Here is a 19,002-nt window from a genome sequence, read left to right on the forward strand (position 1 = left end):
TTAAATAGTGAAGGAAAACAAAAATTATAGAGGCTTAAGCAGGTAAGGTGATCCCCAAATCACGCATTTGTGCCAATTTATAACGTAATGTTCGTGGGCTGATCCCTAATGTTTCAGCTACATCTTTACGCTTGCCTTGACAACGATTTAGGGTCTCTAAAATAATTCTATGCTCTTTATCTTTAAGTTCATCTTTGTAACTTCCCGAATCCAAGCTTGGTAATTCTTCACGCAGCTGATTGCGTTCTGCTGTCGCTTTTATTGCTGGCGCTTGCAGATCATAATAAGCATCATTAGTTGGTGAACTTGTAACCGCCGAAGTAGTGTTTTCTGGTGCTGAATTAACCGGCACTAAACTTGCTGATAAAGCCGCAGTTAGAGGAGTCTGGGTTAAATTTTCAATAAAAATAGCACTTTCGTCAATCATATCACCGTGGCGTAATATCAACGCACGCTGGATCACATTATCCAGTTCACGCACATTACCTGGCCAAGTATGAGCTAATAATTTTTTCTCTGCCGGTTCGCTAAGTACAGCGATAGGCTCTTTGCTTTTATTGAGATGACGTTCAATTAAATGCTTTGCCAACACGACAATATCGCCTGGACGTTGACAAAGTGGACGCCACATCAACGGAAATACATTTAACCGATAATATAAATCTTCTCTAAACTGGTGCTTAGCCACAGCCTCTTTTAAATCACGGTTACTGGTAGCCAAAATACGCACATCTAGCTTAATAGTTTTGCGACCACCTAAACGTTCAACTTCGCGTTCTTGTAATACACGTAGTAACTTAGCCTGTAGGCCTAAATCCATCTCAGTGATTTCATCAAGTAAAATTGTGCCACCTTGTGCTTGCTCAAATTTACCCGGACAAGCTTGAATCGCACCAGTAAACGCGCCTTTCTCGTAGCCAAATAATGTAGCTTCGAGCATATTTTCAGGGATCGCAGCACAGTTTATTGCGACGAATGGCTGCTCTGCGCGATCTGATTTATCATGGATAAAGCGTGCGAGTACTTCTTTACCTGAGCCACTAGGACCAAGCACCATCACACTGGCATCCGATTTAGCAACCCGACTTGCAAGTTCTAATAGCTGAATGCTACTCGGATCGGCGACAATCGGGCCATCAGTTTCTTTTTCTGGCTCAGGTAGATAGCGGCTTACCATATTAAGTAGCACTTCGGGCGCAAACGGTTTGGCCATATAGTCAATTGCCCCTAACCGCATAGCCTCAACAGCATCATCAATAGTCGCATACGCTGTCATCATTAAAACCGGTAGATCAGGGTAATTAAGATTTATGCTGCGCAGTAAATCAAGACCACTCATCGCGCCCATTTGCACATCGCTCACGACCAGCGAAAAGCTGTCTTTTTTAAGTAGCACCATAGCTTGCTCGGCACTGTCAGCCGCAACGCAATCTATTCCAGACATTTCAAGCGTATCAATCAAGGCTTCACGAAGCCCTGCATCATCTTCAACCACTAAAATCGTGTTGTTCATATTGCCTCCGCCGATGTTGACTTTGTACAAATAGGTAACAGTAAACTAAAGCAGGCTCCGCCTTGAGCATTGTTCGTTACTGCAACTCGTCCTTGGTGTGCATTTGCGACTGAACTAACTACCGCTAAGCCTAAACCTGTGCCTTGGCTTCGGGTAGTAAAAAATGGTTCAAATAATTTATCAAGTAAGCTTAAATCGACCCCAGGGCCATTATCACTTACAGTAATACACACTAGCTCGGGGTCACTCGCATCCCGCTGCGCACTTAATTGAACGAGTGCATTACTGCCAATGACTTGAATACTATTGTGAATAAGGTTTTGAATGGCACTGGCAAGCGCAGTTTTATTGCCCATTATCTCGATATCAGGCTCAGGTAAACTGACCTGAAGTTCACTATTATTAAGTGCGACCATAGCATCAGCGCCAGTTTTCACTTCAGTTAATAATTGCTGCATGGAAACATGTTCAACAACTTGCTGATCGCCACTTTTTGCGAACAACAACATATCGTTTACTTGGGTTTCGAGATCTTTTAAACGCGACATTAACTTAGTATGAAAATTGCCTCGCGAGCTTTCGGGTAACCGCTTTGAACCTAAATTAGCGGCATACAAAATCGCAGCAGACAGTGGTGTTCGCACTTGATGTGCCAAAGATGCCACCATTTTACCCAATGCACTTAAACGCTGCATATGTGCAACGCGTGTTTGTAGACGACGCGTTTCGGTTAAGTCAGTCATTAAGATTAATTGCCCTGGCTCTGGCGCTAATGCCGTTATTTCTAACTTAATTAAGCGTCCATCTTTTAGCGATACTTCATGGCCATCATCTTGTTGGGGCCGAAACGAGCGCTGGATCACACTGAACCACTTTTCACCTTCGAGTGGCTCCCCTAGCATGTCTGTTGCAATTTGATTAGCTTTAGCGATCAAACCGCGACCATCAAGCACCACAACACCCGCAGGCATTGTATCTACTAAATGACTTAACCAACTGGCTTGCTGGCGTAATTCACTTAACTCACCAATGTACTCTTCTTGCAGTAAACATGGGTTATACTGGGTCGCTGTGATAAATTGTGGTTTTAAGACATTAGCTAAGGCCATAATGCATTCTCATTTACAGGATCTAACTAGCTAAATGCACAAATTGTACCAACAATTATATTGATTAATTTCATTTACTTAGCGTATAAATAACGCGACAAAAAAATGACAAACTAAAATAAGCAAAGCAAGGAGACACTATGAATTCAACAAATTTATGTCGCTGCCCTTGGCTCGATACCAGTAAAGATGACTATGTTGCCTATCACGATGATGAATGGGGGATCCCAGTATATGATGACCAAACACTTTTTGAATTTATTACTCTGGAATCAGCACAAGCAGGATTAAGTTGGTATACGATTTTAAAGAAACGTGATGGCTATCGTCGTGCATTTTTGGATTTTGATGTAGAAAAAGTCGCACAAATGAACGAGCACGATGTTGAACGATTAATGCTTGATGAAACAATTATACGTAATCGTTTAAAAATTGTAGCAACTATAAATAACGCCAAACGTTTTATTGAAATTCAGCAAGAATTTGGCAGCTTCAGTAACTATCAATGGCAGTTTGTAGGTGGTAAGCCGTTAGTGAATGAGTTAGATAAACTTAGTGACTACCCTGCAATCACAGAGGCCTCAACTGCATTTGCAAAAGATTTAAAAAAACGGGGATTTAAGTTTTTAGGTCCAACCACAGTGTACGCCCATATGCAGGCCTGTGGTATGGTGAATGATCACAGTAATGATTGTTTTCGTAAAGCTGAGATTATTGAAAAATACTCGGTGTTAAGAGCTAGAAAAGTGACTAGGCGCTAGGATCCTAAATCTAGCGTCTAGGAATTAATGGCTGAAGCCATTTCCTACAAATGCTTAAACCACATATAAGCAGGCTTCAGCCACGAAAGATTTATATATATTTTTATCTGCTCATTTGATCTCATTCACTTCTCTTTGTGCAAAAGACCTTTAAATGATTGATCCACCACAGAGAACTCCGAGTTCAAAGAGGAAGGGATTAGGGTCCTAGCCCTTCAGCTCCGTGTAGCGCGCAGCGCCTCGGTGGTAAAAATTAAGTAACTATTTGCAAGCACCGAAATGGTAGGTAGTGCTTTAGCGCGTCAATGAACTTATCACCGTAAACGACGACCACACTCTGTAATTACTGATATTGCGAAGTAAAATATTAGCAACTTAGCACGTGTTAATCTCGTGATAGGTTATATTTTTTCATTTTTTCAACTAAGGTTGTGCGGCGTACACCCAAGATCTCCGCAGCACGCGCTACGACATAATCATAACGCTCTAAGGCCTGAGTGATCAGGCTAATTTCCAGCTCAGCTAAATAATCTTTTAGCTCAATCCCTTCGTCGGGTAAAAGGTCTGCTGATGGCTGAATTGCTTCAACTTCTGGCTCATCGTCGTAATCACTAAAACCAGTACTGAAAATATCATTGAAAGCATCACGCTCCATCAGCTCTTCGGGATATTGTGGTTCATAAGCATCAACTTCAATATAACGATATTTTGCTGGTAGATCGGGAATATCAACCACTTTATCTGGCAACATGATCACCATACGCTCAACTAAGTTCGCTAACTCGCGAATATTCCCCGGCCATGTGTGCTCTTTTAAACTATCAATTGCCCGCTCAGTAAACTTAGCGGTAGTACCACTTTGCTCATTAATACGGCGCATTAACTCTTTTAATAATAATGGAATATCATCAGCACGTTCTGCAAGAGATGGGTTTTCGATAGGAAAAACATTGAGTCGATAATATAGATCTTCGCGGAAACTTCCTTGCTCTATCATTTGTTCAAGATCACGGTGTGTTGCAGCAATCACCCGCACATCGGCTTGAATTGGTTTTGTACCACCAACCCGCTCATAGCTGCGCTCTTGTAACACTCGTAATAACTTTACTTGCATTTGTAGCGGCATATCGCCAATTTCATCTAAAAAAAGCGTCCCACCTTGGGCAAGTTCAAAGCGGCCTTTACGCGCTGAAATAGCACCAGTGAACGCGCCTTTTTCATGACCAAATAACTCACTTTCTAACAGCTCCGCAGGTATCGCCCCACAGTTAACGGGTACAAATGGCCCTGTATTACGTTTTGATAGTAAATGAACATTACGAGCAACCACTTCTTTACCAGTACCTGATTCGCCTAAAATTAATACATTAGCGTCCGTTTTAGCAACTTGTTCAATTAAAAAGCGTACATCTTTAACCGCTTCAGTTTCACCAACTAAGCCATCAAAGGTTTTGTGCGGTTTTGCGTGTTTATGCTCATTTGGTAACATCCGTTGATACTGTTGGCAATCATGCAGTAATTGAGTCGTTACATCATGGTTAAAAGGTTCACAGATAAGGCCAACTACATTGGCAATGCTCAACAGTGGTTTAAGGGTTTCACCAATTAATAGAAATGGTATTGTTGGATGGCGCTTGATCACGCTTTCATGATCTAAGCTTTGCAATGCACCGAGGATCACCATACATGATTGCTTTTGGTATTTTTCACATTCTTGTTCAAGGCTTGCATCGTCAAGCAGTTGCACTGCCTCACCAATAAAGGTAAGCGCAGCATGTAAACCAATCGCACGATTATTATTATTGTCTAAAATCAAGATCATTATTTAGCGAACCACAGTTACTACAAGCTATTAATAATTTAAATTGTAAGCGAGTTTGACAGGGATGCAAGCACAAAGCGGCAGTTTTTTGACATAGATGCCAAAAAACAGACACTAAGCTAATTGCAAGTAATACTTAAGAATTACTGTTTTATCATAGCCGTTATAATAACCCTAAAATAGATTCAGCCGATTGGTTAGCTTGGCCACGCAGTGCAACTGACGCTTGTGCTAAAATATCATTTGATACTTGCTGTGAAACCGCCTGAGCATAATCGGTATCTTGAATTCGACTTTGGCTCGCGGCAATATTTTCTTGCTGAGTACCCAAGCCTTTAATGGTACTTGCCAATGTATTTTGAAAAGCACCAAGTTCAGCTCGCTGGGCGTTAATTTCGTCCGCCGCTTGGTCACTAATATCAATTGCAGCTTGTGCACCTGCTTGAGTAGAAATATCAATTGTTGATATTACTGATGCAAAACTACCATCCGAAGGAGTAACCGTTTGATTTGCATTCGCATCTGGACCAACTTGAAACGACACCGACTGACCATCAAACAAAGGTTTACCTGCAAAATTGGCATTTTCAAACGTCTCTGTAACCTGACTTTGTAATTGCACCACTTCTTCTTGCAAAGCAGCACGGTCATTATCATTTAATGCGCCATTACCTGCTTGAATAGATAATTCACGAATACGCGAGACAGCATCGTTGACACCCGACAAGTTTGACTCGGTCGCTTGCGAATAAGAAATACCATCATAGGCATTATTCACCGCTTGGCTGTAACCGTCTTGCTGGGAGGTTAACCGATCTATAATTTGCAATGCCGCGGCATCATCTGCCGCAGAGTTGACTTTTTTACCCGTAGCAAGTTGCTCTGCAAGCTTGTTACTGGTTTGTTGTGTTTGGTTTAAAAAACTAGTTGCTGGTGATTGAATTTTCATAACAGGCTCCGACACGCTGATTGGTTAAATTATAGCTTAATTTGCCAAATTTTGCACTTTGTACCATTGTTTAATTAAATTAACTTGGCATCGTGCTTGCTAACCTACTCTGTTAATAGGTAAAGTACTGAGCAGTGTATTAAATTTCACTTTTTGCGTATTTAATTTTTTACTATAACTACGCCAATGATAAATAACTTGGGTAAAACTATGTTCGATAACAAAACAATTTTAATTACCGGTGGTACCGGATCATTCGGTAAAAAATACGTAAAAACGTTACTTGAGCGATACAAGCCAAAAAAAATAATTATTTTCTCTCGTGATGAGTTAAAACAATTTGAAATGCAGCAAGACTTTGATCAACCATGTATGCGTTACTTCATCGGTGATGTACGCGACAAAGACCGCTTACGCCGTGCAATGCGTGGAGTAAATTACGTTATTCATGCTGCAGCTCTTAAACAGGTCCCTGCCGCAGAATATAACCCGATGGAATGCATCAAAACTAACATTAATGGTGCTGAAAATGTCATTGATGCTGCCTTAGACAATAATGTTGAAAAAGTCATTGCGCTTTCTACTGATAAAGCAGCCAACCCAATTAATTTATATGGTGCGACAAAATTAGCATCCGATAAATTGTTTGTTGCCGCTAATAATATTGCCGGTGGTAATCGCACCACATTTTCAGTTGTTCGCTACGGTAATGTAGTCTGCTCGCGCGGTTCAGTAGTGCCTATTTTTCAAAAGTTTATTGATCAAGGCCGCGACCATATCCCTATCACCCATGAAGAAATGACCCGCTTTTGGATCAGCCTTCAGCAAGGTGTTGATTTCGTTTTAACTAACTTTGAGAGGATGTTAGGAGGAGAAATTTTTGTTCCCAAGATCCCATCAATTCGTATTACTGATTTAGCAACAGCAATGGCACCAAACCTGCCACAAAAAAATATCGGTATTCGCCCGGGCGAAAAATTACATGAGGTGATGTGCCCTTCTGATTTGTGTTTTGATACCTACGAATTTGATGATCATTTTGTGATTGCACCTGGCATTAAATTTAGTAGTCGCAGCAATAATTTTGATACAAATGCATTAAATGAGTGCGGTAGGAAAGTTGAGATCGGATTTGAATATAGTTCTTTAAGTAACCCCCACTTTTTAACGATAGAAGAAATAGCAGCTTTTAATATTCAGGCACTTTTATGATCCCATATGGAAAGCAATCTATTGACCAAGCAGATATTGATGCGGTACTCAATGTCTTACAATCTGACTGGCTCACGCAAGGTCCTAAAGTACCTGCATTTGAAGCTGGCATTGCTAGTTACTGTAAAGTAAAGCATGGCATTGCAGTAAATAGTGCAACATCGGCGTTACATATCGCATGCCTAGCATTAGGCGTTGGAGAAAACGATATAGTCTGGACATCTCCTATTTCTTTTGTAGCATCAAGTAATTGCGCACTTTATTGTGGTGCTAAGATTGACTTTGTTGATATTGACTTAGATACCGGCAACATGTCGATTAAGGAACTTGAGCAGAAGTTGATCCTAGCAGAAAAAAATAACTGCTTACCTAAAGTTGTCATACCGGTACACTTGGCGGGTCAATCATGCGATATGCAAGCCATTCATCAGCTCGCTACTAAATATGATTTTAAAATTATCGAAGATGCCTCTCACGCCATTGGTGCTAAATATTTAGATAAACCTGTTGGTAATTGTGAGTTTTCAGATATTTGCGTATTCAGCTTTCATCCTGTGAAAATCATCACGTCAGCTGAAGGCGGTATGGCGGTTACAAATGATGATAATTTAGCAAAGCGTTTAAAAAGATTAAGAAGCCATGGGATCACATCAGATGAAAGTGAAATGACCGATGCAAGCCATGGGCCTTGGTACTATCAGCAAATCGAGCTTGGCTTTAATTATCGAATGACTGATTTACACGCAGCGTTAGGGCTTAGCCAACTAAGTAAAGTTGACGAATTTATTAAGCAGCGACATCACCTTGCTAAAATATATGATACACATCTTAATTTAAATTTGGTTCGTCCATTGCAACAAATTGATACCTGTTATTCCGCTTATCACTTGTACATAATTCAACTTAATTATAGCGATGCAACTCGTCATAAAAACGCTGTAACTCAGCTTCGAGCAGTAGGGATCATTGGCCACGTTCATTATATTCCAATACATTTACAGCCATACTATCAAGCTCTAGGCTTTAAGGCTGGTGATTTCCCTAATGCTGAAAAATATTATCAAGGTGCTATCACCCTTCCTCTTCATCCATCGTTGAAAGAGCAAGAAGTGCATTTTATACTGAACACTCTACAGCAAATCTTAAATTAAAGTTTTCAACCTTTTTGACGATATAAACATATTATTTAATGAACCTTGAGGCAACTATGTTACAAACTCACCCGACTTTCAAACTTGCTTTTATTGGCGGGGGTAACACGTCAGCTGTTGGCTATGTACACTTTTGCGCAGCTCACATGGATCATAAATTTCAAGTTGTTGCCGGTGCCTTTTGTCGTAATCAAGAAAATAATCAAGCTACAGGTATTCATTGGGGGATCCCAGCAGAATGTGTTTACGCAGATTGGAAAGAAATGGTCGAAGCTGAAAAGGGTCACATTGATGCTTTTGTAGTGCTCACTCCAACACCGCATCATTTAGAAGTTTTACAGTATTTATTCGAAAAAAAATTACCCGTAATCTGTGAAAAAGCGATGGTTTGTGGACCACGAGAAATTGCAATTCTTCGCCCTTATTATGATCCAAAGAAACAATTTTTAGCTGTTACTTTTAACTACAGTGGCTATGCAATGGTACGTGAGTTAAAGCATTTAATAAATTCAGGAAAGCTGGGAACAATTCAAAAAATTCATTTAGAAATGCCGCAAGAAGGCTTTCGCCGCCCCCCCGATATCGCGGGAAAAACATCACAACCGCAGGCGTGGCGTCTGCGAGATGCTGAAGTACCAACCATTTGCTTAGATTTAGGTGTTCACCTTCATCACCTAAGTAGCTTTTTATTGGGTGAGGAACCAACTCACACATTAGCTGAATTTAGTAACCACTCTCAATATGCTAATTTAGTCGATGACGTACAAATGCTAGTAAAGTATGCCAGTGGCGTCAAAGGCAGCATGTGGATGTCAAAAACGGCTATTGGTCATCGTAACGGTTTACAGATCAGAGTGTATGGAGATACCGGAAGTGCTAAATGGTTACAGCTCAACCCCGATGAGTTAGAACTAAATTTTAATGATGGTAGGCGAGAGATATTAGACCGAGCGGGTCAGTGCGACTACGCCCACCAATTTAGATATAACCGCATGAAACCAGGCCACCCTACTGGTTTTGTAGAAGCATTTGCAAACTTATACAGCGACATCGCTGAAGATTTACAATGTTTTCAACTAGGGCAAGAAAATAACCAACCATACGTATTTGGTTTAGAACACGCCGCAGATGGCTTAAAGTTATTTGCTGCTGCTAAACGTTCGACACAAACACTTGGCTGGGAAAGCGTGTAATACGCTTAATTACAACTCTCTAGATATGCCTGCTTGATACTCGGTTTATGGATTTTACCCATTTCGGTTTTTGGCAGTCTTTTCATCTCAAACAAAATTCGCGGTTGCTGATAGTCAGTAAGTTCTTTGAATAAATGCATTTGCAACTGCATTTTTGCATTCACTGGCGCAGTATCATTACAAACAAAAGATAATAAAATGACTTCTCCAAATTTATCATCACTTACTCCAAAAGCCGCACACTCAGCAATCCAAGGTAAGTAATTAGTTACCAACTCAATATCGCTCGGGTAAACATTGATCCCGCCCGATTTAATAACTTCTTTTGTTCGACCAACATAATAAAGATAATTATCATCATCCAAATAACCAAGGTCACCAGTAAAAAAATAACCATCACTGTCGTAACTCTGCGCAGTTTGCTCTGGTAAGTTATAATATTGTGCAAACGCAGTTGGTGAGCGACAAGCTATTTCACCGATATTACCATTAGACAAAGTATTACGTTCAGCATCACATATTTTTATTTTCAGATTTGGTAAAGGCTTACCTACACTATTGATCGGTACATTCGGCTCGGTTATATCAAAATCACTGATCACCCCCATTTCTGATGCCCCATAACATTCATGGAAACGGCAATTCAAGGCTAATAACAGTGACTTTTTGTCGTCGCTTTCAAGTGTTGCAGAAGATGATACAACACACTTCAAGCTTGTTAACTGCGCTTTTGCTAACTCTGGGATCAAGGCCTTTAGTTGACTTGAAACAGCAAATAAAAAACTAATTTTATGAGTATTGATTGCATCAAGCCAAGCATTAACTGAGAACTTGGGTAAAATAACTACACTTGCGCCCAACATTAGTGGCATCAGTAAAGAGCGCTGTGCAAGTGAATGATATAAAGGTGTTGAAACCAACACAACATCGCTTTTATCTAATTGGTAATACTGAGCCGTCGCATCAAATGCGCGAACAATTTTAGTCGCTTGAGTAAATACTATTGGCTTAGGTTGACCAGTAGAACCTGAAGTCATGGTAAGAATATAAGGTAAATTGATATTTTCTACTGGAAACTCATCATATTGCGCCGTGGATGCAGACATTACATTGACCAAATCAATCAAGTTATCACTATTGCCACCTATCGTAATTATATTGTCGGTAGCTAAAACATCATTATTAACAAGTTGTTCAGCCACACTTATCCATGCTATAGCATACTCGCAATCAGCTACTTGTAACGCTTTTGATAAAGCCTGTCCTTTGAGAGTTAGTGGTAATGGCGCAAGCGCAATACCCAGTTTAGCCGCAGCTAATAAACAATATGTAAACTCGAGGTTATTTGGACAAAATAACGCAACTTTATGTCCTTGCTTAATTCCTAACTGAGTCAGGCCAGCAGCTAAAGAATCAACCTTATTTATTAGTTGTTGGTAGTTAATTTGGGTCTGTTGATATATACACGCAATTTTCTCAGGTTGAGTAACCGTATGTGATTGAACAAGCTGGTATATATTTTTATTGTGCATTTGGGTCCCACATTACAAAATTAAACTGCTCATCGGCCAAAGGAAATAACTGTTGCGTTACTTTATATTCTTTTGAATGTATTGGTATTGCCACAAATCCCATATAGCGATTTAGCAAATTTACAAATTTGTTGTCTTTATGGATCACCGCAAGCCAAATAGCATTGGGATGACTCGCTTTACAAAACTCAAGTTGCCATTGTAAGGCGATCATAGCTATGGGCAAGGAAAGATCTTGATTACAAGAAAACCAGCCGCCATATAAATACTTATCTTTATATAAATTATGCCAGATATACAAACTTTGAGATTGCCTACTGCCTTCTCGCTCTGTAATCACAAAGTTAAAACGTGATTGATTAAACCACCATAAATAATGTTCCAATGGCTTAATAGCATTCTGCACAGTCATTCTCACGCTATTGCTAGGTAAGTTTCTAGCCGATAAATAACTATTTATATGGGTATCATCAACTTGGCAAACAACCAAATTATCTGTTAATTCAGTCTTTACTTCGCAGTGCTGCTCAGCAATAGCAAAACAATTTGTTGATATCTTCTCACCGACAAGAGCTTTAGCTATTCGCCGTGCCCCCTCGCCATCAACCGATACTTTTCTTTTGGCTACCAGCAATTGTAATCTTGGTAATTGACTAAGAGCGATATCAATTAACTCTCCTAATCGCAAAAAATCATCAATAGAAACATCATTAATATGGAGGTAGTGACCTAACCACTCCAAGATATCAATATCATTAGTCTGGTTATCCTCAAGAGAAAAAGTAATCGCTGGTGTTTTAGTCGCAGCACATTCATAAAAAGAGGTGCCTAATGCACCCACAAAAAGTGAGGCTCTTTCATAATACTCTTTCAGGCAAGTTACATTCTCTAAAATATTAATATTTGGAAACTCTTGCCCAATAGCATACATAGTATCTTTATTCGTTGCATAGGGACCTACCACTATATCAAAAAGAACATTTGCTTGAATGGCTCTTGGTAATCCATCAAAGATTCTTTTTAGAATAAAAAGATCACCACCGCCACCTAATGAAAATAAAACTCGAACGGGAAGATCTGACTCCGAAGAGTGCTTTTCAACGGTACGATATGTGGGATCTAAAATACAATAATTCGGGCCTAAAAGACGAACGCAATCAGTCGGTACTAGCGATTCATAACGGCTCTTTGTAATCGGTCCTACCCATTTATAATCAATCAAAAAATCGCAAGTATGTTGTCGCTCGTTATCATCAATAACGGTTAAGGTAAAACCGGATTTCTTTATCAACTGCTCGTATTCATGCGGTAAAGTATAACTATCAACTATTAAATGCGATAAACTATTCTGATGCATATAATTAATTGTTAAAAGTGCGTCCTCTTCATAATTTTGCCAATGAACATCAGCCACTTTAAAATCTGCATACAGCGTTTGGCTAAACTGACATAAATCATCAAGAATTATGTGGACACCTAATTGATGCTGTTTTAATGCAGAAGCCAAATGTTTCATTCGCATTAAATGACCAATGCCATTGTCTTGCTTATTAGTGATACGAATTGCAAACATAATTATTGCTTTGCCATAACCATATCAACAAATCCACTCACATAATTCGTCTTTGGATCAAGCAATTCCTGAGGTTCAATTTTTATACCGAAAGTCAATTCAATCTGCATTACTAATGTCAGAATCTCAAATGAATCCAAAGCTATATCATCCTTGAATGAAAGCTCTAAAATATTATCAATATCAACAGCGCAACCTCTGTCTGTAAAAAACTGATATAAAAAGTTAATAAGTTGATTTTTCATTAATGAGAACCTTTTGGAATACAATACAAAACGGTGCTTAACCCTAAATGTTCATGTACTCGTAAATACATATCGTAATTAGGCTGCAATTGATCGATAAATTGAGGGAGTTCCCATAAATCTTTCGGTTTATGGTAAACACAAATAGCTAGCACAGGCTGTTGGGTTTGAATTAAACTTTTGGCACCTTCAAGAGCAGCTAATTCGGCCCCCTCTATGTCCATTTTTATATAGTTTATATCCATAGCTTGACAAGTTGAGTCTAAATCAACAACAGATACTGAAGAATCATTTATAACTTCACTTTGTATAATATTGCTGGAGCTTGTTTGCCCTTGATTAAAATTAAGTAAATCAACACATTTCCAAACCCCCGAAGGGAATGCTTGAAAAGAAATTTCAGGATTATTTTTCTTTAGCCTGTTTTGTGTATTTGTAAGTGTTTGATAATTATTTGTATCGGGTTCAAATGAGGAAATATGCTCAAGTGTTATAATATTTTTTTTATGAAGTTCTACAAACGCCTCTACTGTATCCCCAGTATAAGCACCACAATCGATAAAACGAATTGGTGATTGAAAATTGAAAGGTATATCATCTGGGAAGTACTCAATTTTTCTATCCGGTTCAGGGTAGTCATCAATAGAAAGGGATGCCCTAAAAGCACACAATTTATCTAATATATTTTTACTTTTATCATCCCCCAAACGCGCTCGTAACCACTTAATACTTGGTAAATTCAACATATCATGATGACTTGTGCGCATCCATAAATGCTCTAGCTGCGCATATTCCTTAAACACTTCTGGGAACTCTCGTGCAGCCTCAAAAAAGCCAAGAACATTATTATAACCGAGCTCTTGTAGGCGCTCTTTGATTTGCCCTCTATTAGAGTTAACTAACGGCGTTACAGCAACAATGACTGTCATATTACGATCAGCTGTATGCTCATCAAAAATAGGTAAATTATACTTCATCTGGCTAACTAAACGTTGATCGATCCACCCATTAACTTGTAGCTTTTGCTTTACTAAAATTCTATAAAAACATTCTCCAAAATGACCCGCTCCGTAAATTAGATAGTTCATTTAATCGCTCCAACGTGATGCCAAGTCAAAGGCATACCTTTTTTAATCGCTTTCGTTGCGAGTCTGCCCGTTATAAATCCTAAATCCTTTGGCATCAGCTCACCTACACCAGGCCTTAGATTGACCACATTCTCTTTGTTCAAAACTTCACCAGCAGCAATATCCCTCACTGCAAATAGGCAACGCCTTGCTTTACTGGGCTCACTAGGGAAATGTACACTGCCAATAGCCAACTCAACTTGCCTAACTCCTTGAACTAAATCTTCAAGTTCATCTGGTGTCATGGAAAAAAAGCTATCAGCCGTTTCATCTTCTTTACTCATCACAAAATGCTTTTCTATAATTGTCGCCCCCATAGCTACAGAGGCGACAGGTATATGGTTACCTAATGTGTGATCCGATAAGCCTATTGGTACTTTAAAAACATCTGCTAAATGAGGGATTGTTTTTAAATTAATGCTTTGCGGGGGAGCTGGGTAGCTACTTGTACATTTCAATATAGCTAAATCTGTTACTCCTGCTTGGTGAGCAACTTTCACAGCTTCGTCAATCTCAGCAAGCGTTGCTCCACCTGTTGACATAATCACCGGCTTTCCAGTCGCAGCAACTTTTCGAATGAGGTCATGATCGATCAACTCTGGCGAAGCTATTTTATATGCAGGTGAATCAAAAGATTCCAATAAATCGACTGCAGAATCATCAAATGGTGAAGAAAAAATAGTGATACCGATTTCATTCGCCAGCTGAATTAAAGGGGCGTGAAAATCCCATGGCATATATGCCCCTTCGTATAAATCATATAAATATTGTCCTTGCCATGGACCTGTTGCTTCAAAATGCGATAATTTACAATCCATTGTTAAAGTATCTGCGCGGTAAGTTTGTAACTTTATCGCATCAGCTCCGGCCTCTTTTGCGGCTCTAACTAACGCTTTCGCCTGCTCTAAATTTTGACCATGGTTTGCTGACATTTCGGCAATAATATACACAGGATGACCTGGCCCAATTTTTCTACCATCGATGGTAATTTCAGAATTAAACGCCATTTGCGCCCCTTAAATTGCACTGTCAAAAAATCATTAAATCAAAGCAAATTTCATACCTAATTATCTACAATAGCTTACAATTTGATAAACTATATTGATCCAAAAGGATTTTAACTTTTAAGTTATGTGCAAGAGTGTAATGATTTGCTATATTTATCTCAATAATAATTACGATTACCAGTGACCATGTCTGATGTATTAATAATAATTCAAGCACGTATGACATCAACCAGATTGCCTGCCAAAGTGATGTTGCCGCTGTGTGGCAAACCAGTGTTACAAATTATGCTTGAACGCTTACCAAACTGGCACGATCAAATCATTGTCGCAACAACTAATGATGGCACTGAGCAGCCTATCTTGGATTTATGCACACAGCTGAATATTAAAACCTACCAAGGGGATACACAAGACGTACTAAGCCGCTATTATCTGGCTGCTAAACATTATAATGCTCAATCATCTACAACCATAGTTAGGCTAACGAGTGATTGTCCACTGATTGATGAAGAGCTATGTAACAAAGTGATTAATGAAAGAGTGACTCAAACCTATGACATGGTTAATTTAGGTCCTCATAGTGGTTACCCTAGAGGACTTGACTGCTGCGCATTTTCATTTGATTTACTAGAGAATACCCATCTAAAAGCAACATCACCGGACGATCGTGAGCATGTTACGTTAGGCATGGCAAAATTTAATACTATAACGACTCACACATTCAGTGCGTATGAAGATTATAGCCACTTTCGCCTAACACTTGATGAACCAGACGATTACAAAGCAATTACCGCTGTTTATGAGCATTTTTTGAATAAAGTAGATTTTTCCTATAATGATTTAATAAAAACATTAAAGGAAAACCCTCACATCACCGATATAAATAAACATGTAGAGCAAAAATCTACTTAAGTTAGGCATAATAATTGTATGTCATTGAACATTATATTTATGACTACCAAAGAATTAGAGAATATTAAATGAATCCAAAAACAATATTAGTTACCGGTGCAACTGGCTATAAAGGAACTGTACTGGTTCCAAAACTACTGGCTTTAGGCCATCGCGTAATCGCGTTTGACATCCAATGGTTTGGTAATTTTTTGCCCTCTCATGACAACCTCTCAGTCATTAAAGGTGACGTACGCGACACTGATACGATTAACTTAGACGGTGTGGATTCTATTATTCATCTTGCTTCTATCGCAAACGATCCCTGTGGTGATTTAAACCCTAAATTAACATGGGAAGTGAGTGCGTTAGCAACTATGCGCTTAGCCGATAAAGCAAAGCGCTGTGGAATAAAACAGTTTATTTATGCGTCATCGGGTAGCGTATACGGCGTTAAAGATGAAGAGCAAGTAACTGAGGACTTAACGCTTGAGCCTATTTCTGAATACAACAAAACGAAAATGGTTGCAGAGCGTGTACTTCTTAGTTATGCCGACGACATGGCGGTACAAATTGTACGCCCAGCAACTGTATGCGGTTTATCTAAACGAATGCGCTTAGATGTTTCTGTCAATATGCTGACAATGCAAGCTCTAAAAAATGGAAAAATCACAGTGTTTGGCGGCGATCAAGTCAGACCAAATATTCATATTGACGATATTACTGATCTCTATATTTATATGCTGGATAATCCAGAGAAAGTCTCTGGTGTCTTTAATGCAGGGTTTGAAAATATCTCAATTATGGATATAGCAAAAATGGTACAGGCTAAAATAGCATGTGAGATTGAGGTTACTCCTTCAAATGACCCTCGTTGTTACCGTATTAATTCAGATAAGTTACTATCTACCGGTTTTACACCCAATAAAAATGTCGACACAGCCATTACCGAAATTATTACAGCTTACAAACAAGACTTACTTAAAGATGAAGACCATTTTTACAACCTTAAATGGATGCAAAGAGAAGTTTTATGACTAACAACCAATCTGCAACCACTATAGCCAAGGATTCAGTGAAAAAACTGACAACAAACTATGTGAACACCCTAACGGATGTATTAAAACAGTTAGATAGTGAACAAGTTAAGAGTCTTGTTGATACCTTACTTACTATGAAGGCAAATAACGGCACTTTATATTTATGTGGCAATGGCGGCTCAGCAGCAAATGCAATCCACCTTGCAAATGACTTTACATTTGGTATTAGCCCAGAAGGTAATGCATTAAAAGTTGAAGCATTACCAGCAAACAGCTCTGTTTTAACTTGCCTAGGCAATGACATTGGTTATGAAAATATTTTTGCACATCAGCTAAAAGTTAAAGCAAACAGCAATGATATTTTACTTGTTTTATCTGGTAGCGGTAACTCTGAAAATATAATTAGAGCGACTCAACAAGCACTCGACATTGGCATGAAAACAGTGGGCATTTTAGGATTTTCTGGCGGTAAAGTTAAGCCGATGCTTGACCAAGTTTTCCATTTCGAAGTCCAAGATATGCAGATATCAGAAGATACTCAAGTTATTGTCGGGCATATCTTAATGAAAGCTCTATACAATGCATTACGTGAGGCTAATTAATGACCACCATTGTCTACGGAATTACAGCCTCAACAGAAATGTTTATCCGATCAGAATATAATACTGACAATAATATTTTTGCTTGTACAAATGGTGGCGAATCATACAAAGGCACGCCTGCAAAATCATTAGAAGAATTATCAAAACTAGAAAAAAAACAAACGCTCCAAGTAGTAATTTGTTCTGAATTTGTCTTTGATATCTTACAATCTTTAAATAAAATTGGTATTACCACTAATCAATGTTCTTTTTTTAACCACATGAGCGGTAAGCTCATTCCTTGTATACAAATGCAATTTGCTATTGATACTAAATCAACGTTATATGCTTTTTATGATCTCTCTTATAATTTGCCCTGCTTTGATGTAACTACTTTTATCGTTTTAGCTGAAATAGAACGAAAAAAACAAAATAAAAAAAATATTCAATTTGTAATTATCCCTAGCCATAGTGACGATACTCCAGGATTAAATGTATATCACGATAACGTTGATGCTAAATGGCGTATCGAAAAGGTTATTAAACCCATGTTTAATTGTCTTGCCTCATGCATAGGTATTGATCAGCCGATTTCGCAAAGTAGCCTTGTATACTATAAAAGCTTGAACCCTAGCATATATCCAAATAACTACTTTCAAAACCCTAGACAAGCAGCTGGAGATTTTAAATTATTAAAATCTTATGCCGAGCAAAATATTAAATTAAGTAACTTAGCACCTCCACAACAAGCTTATACTATTGTTAATGACTTCATAAGACATAACGTGGGCAAAAAAAAGCTAATAACAATTACATTGAGAGAATATTGGGCAAATTCCGAGCACAGAAATAGCAATACAACGGCATGGCTTGATTTTGCATTATCACTAGACCTCAATGAATACTTTCCGCTAATTATTAGAGATACTTATAAAGTAAGTGAGCCCCTTGAAGAAAAATATCAATCGCTTACAACGTATCCCCTTGCAGCTGTAGATTTAAGTATCAGGCTCGCCTTATACCATGAAGCGTATATAAATATGGGTGTTGACAGTGGTCCTCTTTATCCGATTAGCTATCTTGAAGGGGCTCGCTCAATCATTTTTAGATGGTGTTCGAATGATATTCCAAATCTATCAGACAGAACAAATAACATGCACGGCTTTGAAGTTGGAAAAAATCATTACTTTAATGATAATGAATTTCAAATAAATGCATGGATGGATGATTCATTTGAAAATATTCAAACTCAATTTTCTCTTCTTGAGAATAAAATAAATAAGGCGGCAATCTAAA

At 38.7% G+C, this 19,002-nt stretch carries 17 protein-coding genes; 8 read left to right on the forward strand and 9 right to left on the reverse strand.

What is annotated here, in order from left to right:
- Positions 1-34 precede the first annotated feature (34 nt).
- Together H5201_RS04100 and H5201_RS04105 are read right to left on the reverse strand one after the other, a co-directional pair.
- Positions 35-1,513 carry a sigma-54 dependent transcriptional regulator gene (locus H5201_RS04100; RefSeq protein WP_182718184.1) on the reverse strand — a complete coding sequence of 493 codons (1,479 nt, stop codon included), beginning with the start codon at positions 1,511-1,513 and terminating at the stop codon, positions 35-37.
- Complete coding sequence (locus tag H5201_RS04105; protein WP_182739663.1) at positions 1,510-2,622, reverse strand: PAS domain-containing sensor histidine kinase; 1,113 nt, start codon at positions 2,620-2,622, stop codon at positions 1,510-1,512. The genes H5201_RS04100 and H5201_RS04105 overlap by 4 nt, the downstream gene beginning before the upstream one ends.
- A 140-nt stretch (positions 2,623-2,762) precedes the next feature.
- Between H5201_RS04105 and H5201_RS04110 the strand changes: the two genes are divergently transcribed.
- Positions 2,763-3,383 (forward strand): DNA-3-methyladenine glycosylase I, encoded by a 621-nt coding sequence (locus H5201_RS04110; protein WP_182783762.1) that lies wholly within the window; start codon positions 2,763-2,765, stop codon positions 3,381-3,383.
- Between the two features lie 385 nt (positions 3,384-3,768).
- Here H5201_RS04110 and H5201_RS04115 read toward each other — a convergent pair whose 3' ends face one another.
- Together H5201_RS04115 and H5201_RS04120 are read right to left on the reverse strand one after the other, a co-directional pair.
- The gene (locus H5201_RS04115) at positions 3,769-5,205 is read right to left on the reverse strand and encodes a sigma-54 dependent transcriptional regulator (RefSeq protein ID WP_149981502.1); all 1,437 of its coding nucleotides are present in this window, start codon (positions 5,203-5,205) and stop codon (positions 3,769-3,771) included.
- A 163-nt stretch (positions 5,206-5,368) separates the two neighbouring features.
- Positions 5,369-6,154 carry a flagellin gene (locus tag H5201_RS04120; protein WP_182783764.1) on the reverse strand — a complete coding sequence of 262 codons (786 nt, stop codon included), beginning with the start codon at positions 6,152-6,154 and terminating at the stop codon, positions 5,369-5,371.
- A 210-nt stretch (positions 6,155-6,364) separates the two neighbouring features.
- Here H5201_RS04120 and pseB point away from each other — a divergent pair, with 210 nt between their 5' ends.
- From pseB to H5201_RS04135, 3 genes are read left to right on the forward strand one after another with little or no spacing between them, the layout of a single operon-like run.
- Positions 6,365-7,366, forward strand: a complete 1,002-nt coding sequence (gene pseB, locus H5201_RS04125; RefSeq protein ID WP_149981506.1) for a UDP-N-acetylglucosamine 4,6-dehydratase (inverting) — start codon at positions 6,365-6,367, stop codon at positions 7,364-7,366.
- Positions 7,363-8,517 (forward strand): UDP-4-amino-4,6-dideoxy-N-acetyl-beta-L-altrosamine transaminase, encoded by a 1,155-nt coding sequence (pseC, locus tag H5201_RS04130; RefSeq protein ID WP_182783766.1) that lies wholly within the window; start codon positions 7,363-7,365, stop codon positions 8,515-8,517. Before pseB ends, pseC begins: the two co-directional genes overlap by 4 nt.
- Before the next feature lie 56 nt (positions 8,518-8,573).
- Positions 8,574-9,710 (forward strand): Gfo/Idh/MocA family protein, encoded by a 1,137-nt coding sequence (locus H5201_RS04135; protein ID WP_182761093.1) that lies wholly within the window; start codon positions 8,574-8,576, stop codon positions 9,708-9,710.
- Between the two features lie 5 nt (positions 9,711-9,715).
- Here the strand turns inward: H5201_RS04135 and H5201_RS04140 are convergent, their stop codons facing one another.
- The 5 genes from H5201_RS04140 to pseI are packed head-to-tail and all read right to left on the reverse strand — an operon-like array spanning position 9,716 to position 15,194.
- The gene (locus H5201_RS04140) at positions 9,716-11,242 is read right to left on the reverse strand and encodes a class I adenylate-forming enzyme family protein (RefSeq protein WP_182718188.1); all 1,527 of its coding nucleotides are present in this window, start codon (positions 11,240-11,242) and stop codon (positions 9,716-9,718) included.
- Positions 11,232-12,815: a hypothetical protein gene (locus tag H5201_RS04145; RefSeq protein ID WP_182783768.1), complete on the reverse strand. Its 1,584-nt coding sequence runs from the start codon at positions 12,813-12,815 to the stop codon at positions 11,232-11,234. The genes H5201_RS04140 and H5201_RS04145 overlap by 11 nt, the downstream gene beginning before the upstream one ends.
- Before the next feature lie 2 nt (positions 12,816-12,817).
- Positions 12,818-13,060 carry an acyl carrier protein gene (locus tag H5201_RS04150; RefSeq protein WP_076923517.1) on the reverse strand — a complete coding sequence of 81 codons (243 nt, stop codon included), beginning with the start codon at positions 13,058-13,060 and terminating at the stop codon, positions 12,818-12,820.
- Positions 13,060-14,148 (reverse strand): FkbM family methyltransferase, encoded by a 1,089-nt coding sequence (locus H5201_RS04155; protein WP_182718190.1) that lies wholly within the window; start codon positions 14,146-14,148, stop codon positions 13,060-13,062. Before H5201_RS04155 ends, H5201_RS04150 begins: the two co-directional genes overlap by 1 nt.
- Positions 14,145-15,194 carry a pseudaminic acid synthase gene (gene pseI / locus H5201_RS04160; RefSeq protein ID WP_182783770.1) on the reverse strand — a complete coding sequence of 350 codons (1,050 nt, stop codon included), beginning with the start codon at positions 15,192-15,194 and terminating at the stop codon, positions 14,145-14,147. The genes H5201_RS04155 and pseI overlap by 4 nt, the downstream gene beginning before the upstream one ends.
- Before the next feature lie 186 nt (positions 15,195-15,380).
- Between pseI and H5201_RS04165 the strand changes: the two genes are divergently transcribed.
- From H5201_RS04165 to H5201_RS04180, 4 genes are all read left to right on the forward strand, one after another.
- Positions 15,381-16,106 carry a cytidylyltransferase domain-containing protein gene (locus H5201_RS04165; RefSeq protein WP_076923520.1) on the forward strand — a complete coding sequence of 242 codons (726 nt, stop codon included), beginning with the start codon at positions 15,381-15,383 and terminating at the stop codon, positions 16,104-16,106.
- Between the two features lie 68 nt (positions 16,107-16,174).
- Positions 16,175-17,122: an NAD(P)-dependent oxidoreductase gene (locus H5201_RS04170; RefSeq protein WP_145239453.1), complete on the forward strand. Its 948-nt coding sequence runs from the start codon at positions 16,175-16,177 to the stop codon at positions 17,120-17,122.
- Complete coding sequence (locus H5201_RS04175; RefSeq protein WP_182718193.1) at positions 17,119-17,727, forward strand: SIS domain-containing protein; 609 nt, start codon at positions 17,119-17,121, stop codon at positions 17,725-17,727. Before H5201_RS04170 ends, H5201_RS04175 begins: the two co-directional genes overlap by 4 nt.
- Positions 17,727-19,001, forward strand: a complete 1,275-nt coding sequence (locus H5201_RS04180; protein ID WP_182739662.1) for a hypothetical protein — start codon at positions 17,727-17,729, stop codon at positions 18,999-19,001. Before H5201_RS04175 ends, H5201_RS04180 begins: the two co-directional genes overlap by 1 nt.
- The last annotated feature ends 1 nt before the right edge of the window (position 19,002 follow it).

The sequence above is a fragment of the Pseudoalteromonas sp. SG43-6 genome (genome assembly GCF_014164365.1).
Lineage (GTDB): Bacteria > Pseudomonadota > Gammaproteobacteria > Enterobacterales > Alteromonadaceae > Pseudoalteromonas > Pseudoalteromonas rhizosphaerae.

Excerpts from the sequence above, each read along its gene's own strand:
- H5201_RS04100 (WP_182718184.1), bottom strand. The coding sequence starts at position 1,513 with ATGAACAACACGATTTTAGTGGTTGAAGATGATGCAGGGCTTCGTGAA.
- H5201_RS04105 (WP_182739663.1), bottom strand. The coding sequence starts at position 2,622 with ATGGCCTTAGCTAATGTCTTAAAACCACAATTTATCACAGCGACCCAG.
- H5201_RS04110 (WP_182783762.1), top strand. The coding sequence starts at position 2,763 with ATGAATTCAACAAATTTATGTCGCTGCCCTTGGCTCGATACCAGTAAA.
- H5201_RS04115 (WP_149981502.1), bottom strand. The coding sequence starts at position 5,205 with ATGATCTTGATTTTAGACAATAATAATAATCGTGCGATTGGTTTACAT.
- H5201_RS04120 (WP_182783764.1), bottom strand. The coding sequence starts at position 6,154 with ATGAAAATTCAATCACCAGCAACTAGTTTTTTAAACCAAACACAACAA.
- pseB (WP_149981506.1), top strand. The coding sequence starts at position 6,365 with ATGTTCGATAACAAAACAATTTTAATTACCGGTGGTACCGGATCATTC.
- pseC (WP_182783766.1), top strand. The coding sequence starts at position 7,363 with ATGATCCCATATGGAAAGCAATCTATTGACCAAGCAGATATTGATGCG.
- H5201_RS04135 (WP_182761093.1), top strand. The coding sequence starts at position 8,574 with ATGTTACAAACTCACCCGACTTTCAAACTTGCTTTTATTGGCGGGGGT.
- H5201_RS04140 (WP_182718188.1), bottom strand. The coding sequence starts at position 11,242 with ATGCACAATAAAAATATATACCAGCTTGTTCAATCACATACGGTTACT.
- H5201_RS04145 (WP_182783768.1), bottom strand. The coding sequence starts at position 12,815 with ATGTTTGCAATTCGTATCACTAATAAGCAAGACAATGGCATTGGTCAT.
- H5201_RS04150 (WP_076923517.1), bottom strand. The coding sequence starts at position 13,060 with ATGAAAAATCAACTTATTAACTTTTTATATCAGTTTTTTACAGACAGA.
- H5201_RS04155 (WP_182718190.1), bottom strand. The coding sequence starts at position 14,148 with ATGAACTATCTAATTTACGGAGCGGGTCATTTTGGAGAATGTTTTTAT.
- pseI (WP_182783770.1), bottom strand. The coding sequence starts at position 15,194 with ATGGCGTTTAATTCTGAAATTACCATCGATGGTAGAAAAATTGGGCCA.
- H5201_RS04165 (WP_076923520.1), top strand. The coding sequence starts at position 15,381 with ATGTCTGATGTATTAATAATAATTCAAGCACGTATGACATCAACCAGA.
- H5201_RS04170 (WP_145239453.1), top strand. The coding sequence starts at position 16,175 with ATGAATCCAAAAACAATATTAGTTACCGGTGCAACTGGCTATAAAGGA.
- H5201_RS04175 (WP_182718193.1), top strand. The coding sequence starts at position 17,119 with ATGACTAACAACCAATCTGCAACCACTATAGCCAAGGATTCAGTGAAA.
- H5201_RS04180 (WP_182739662.1), top strand. The coding sequence starts at position 17,727 with ATGACCACCATTGTCTACGGAATTACAGCCTCAACAGAAATGTTTATC.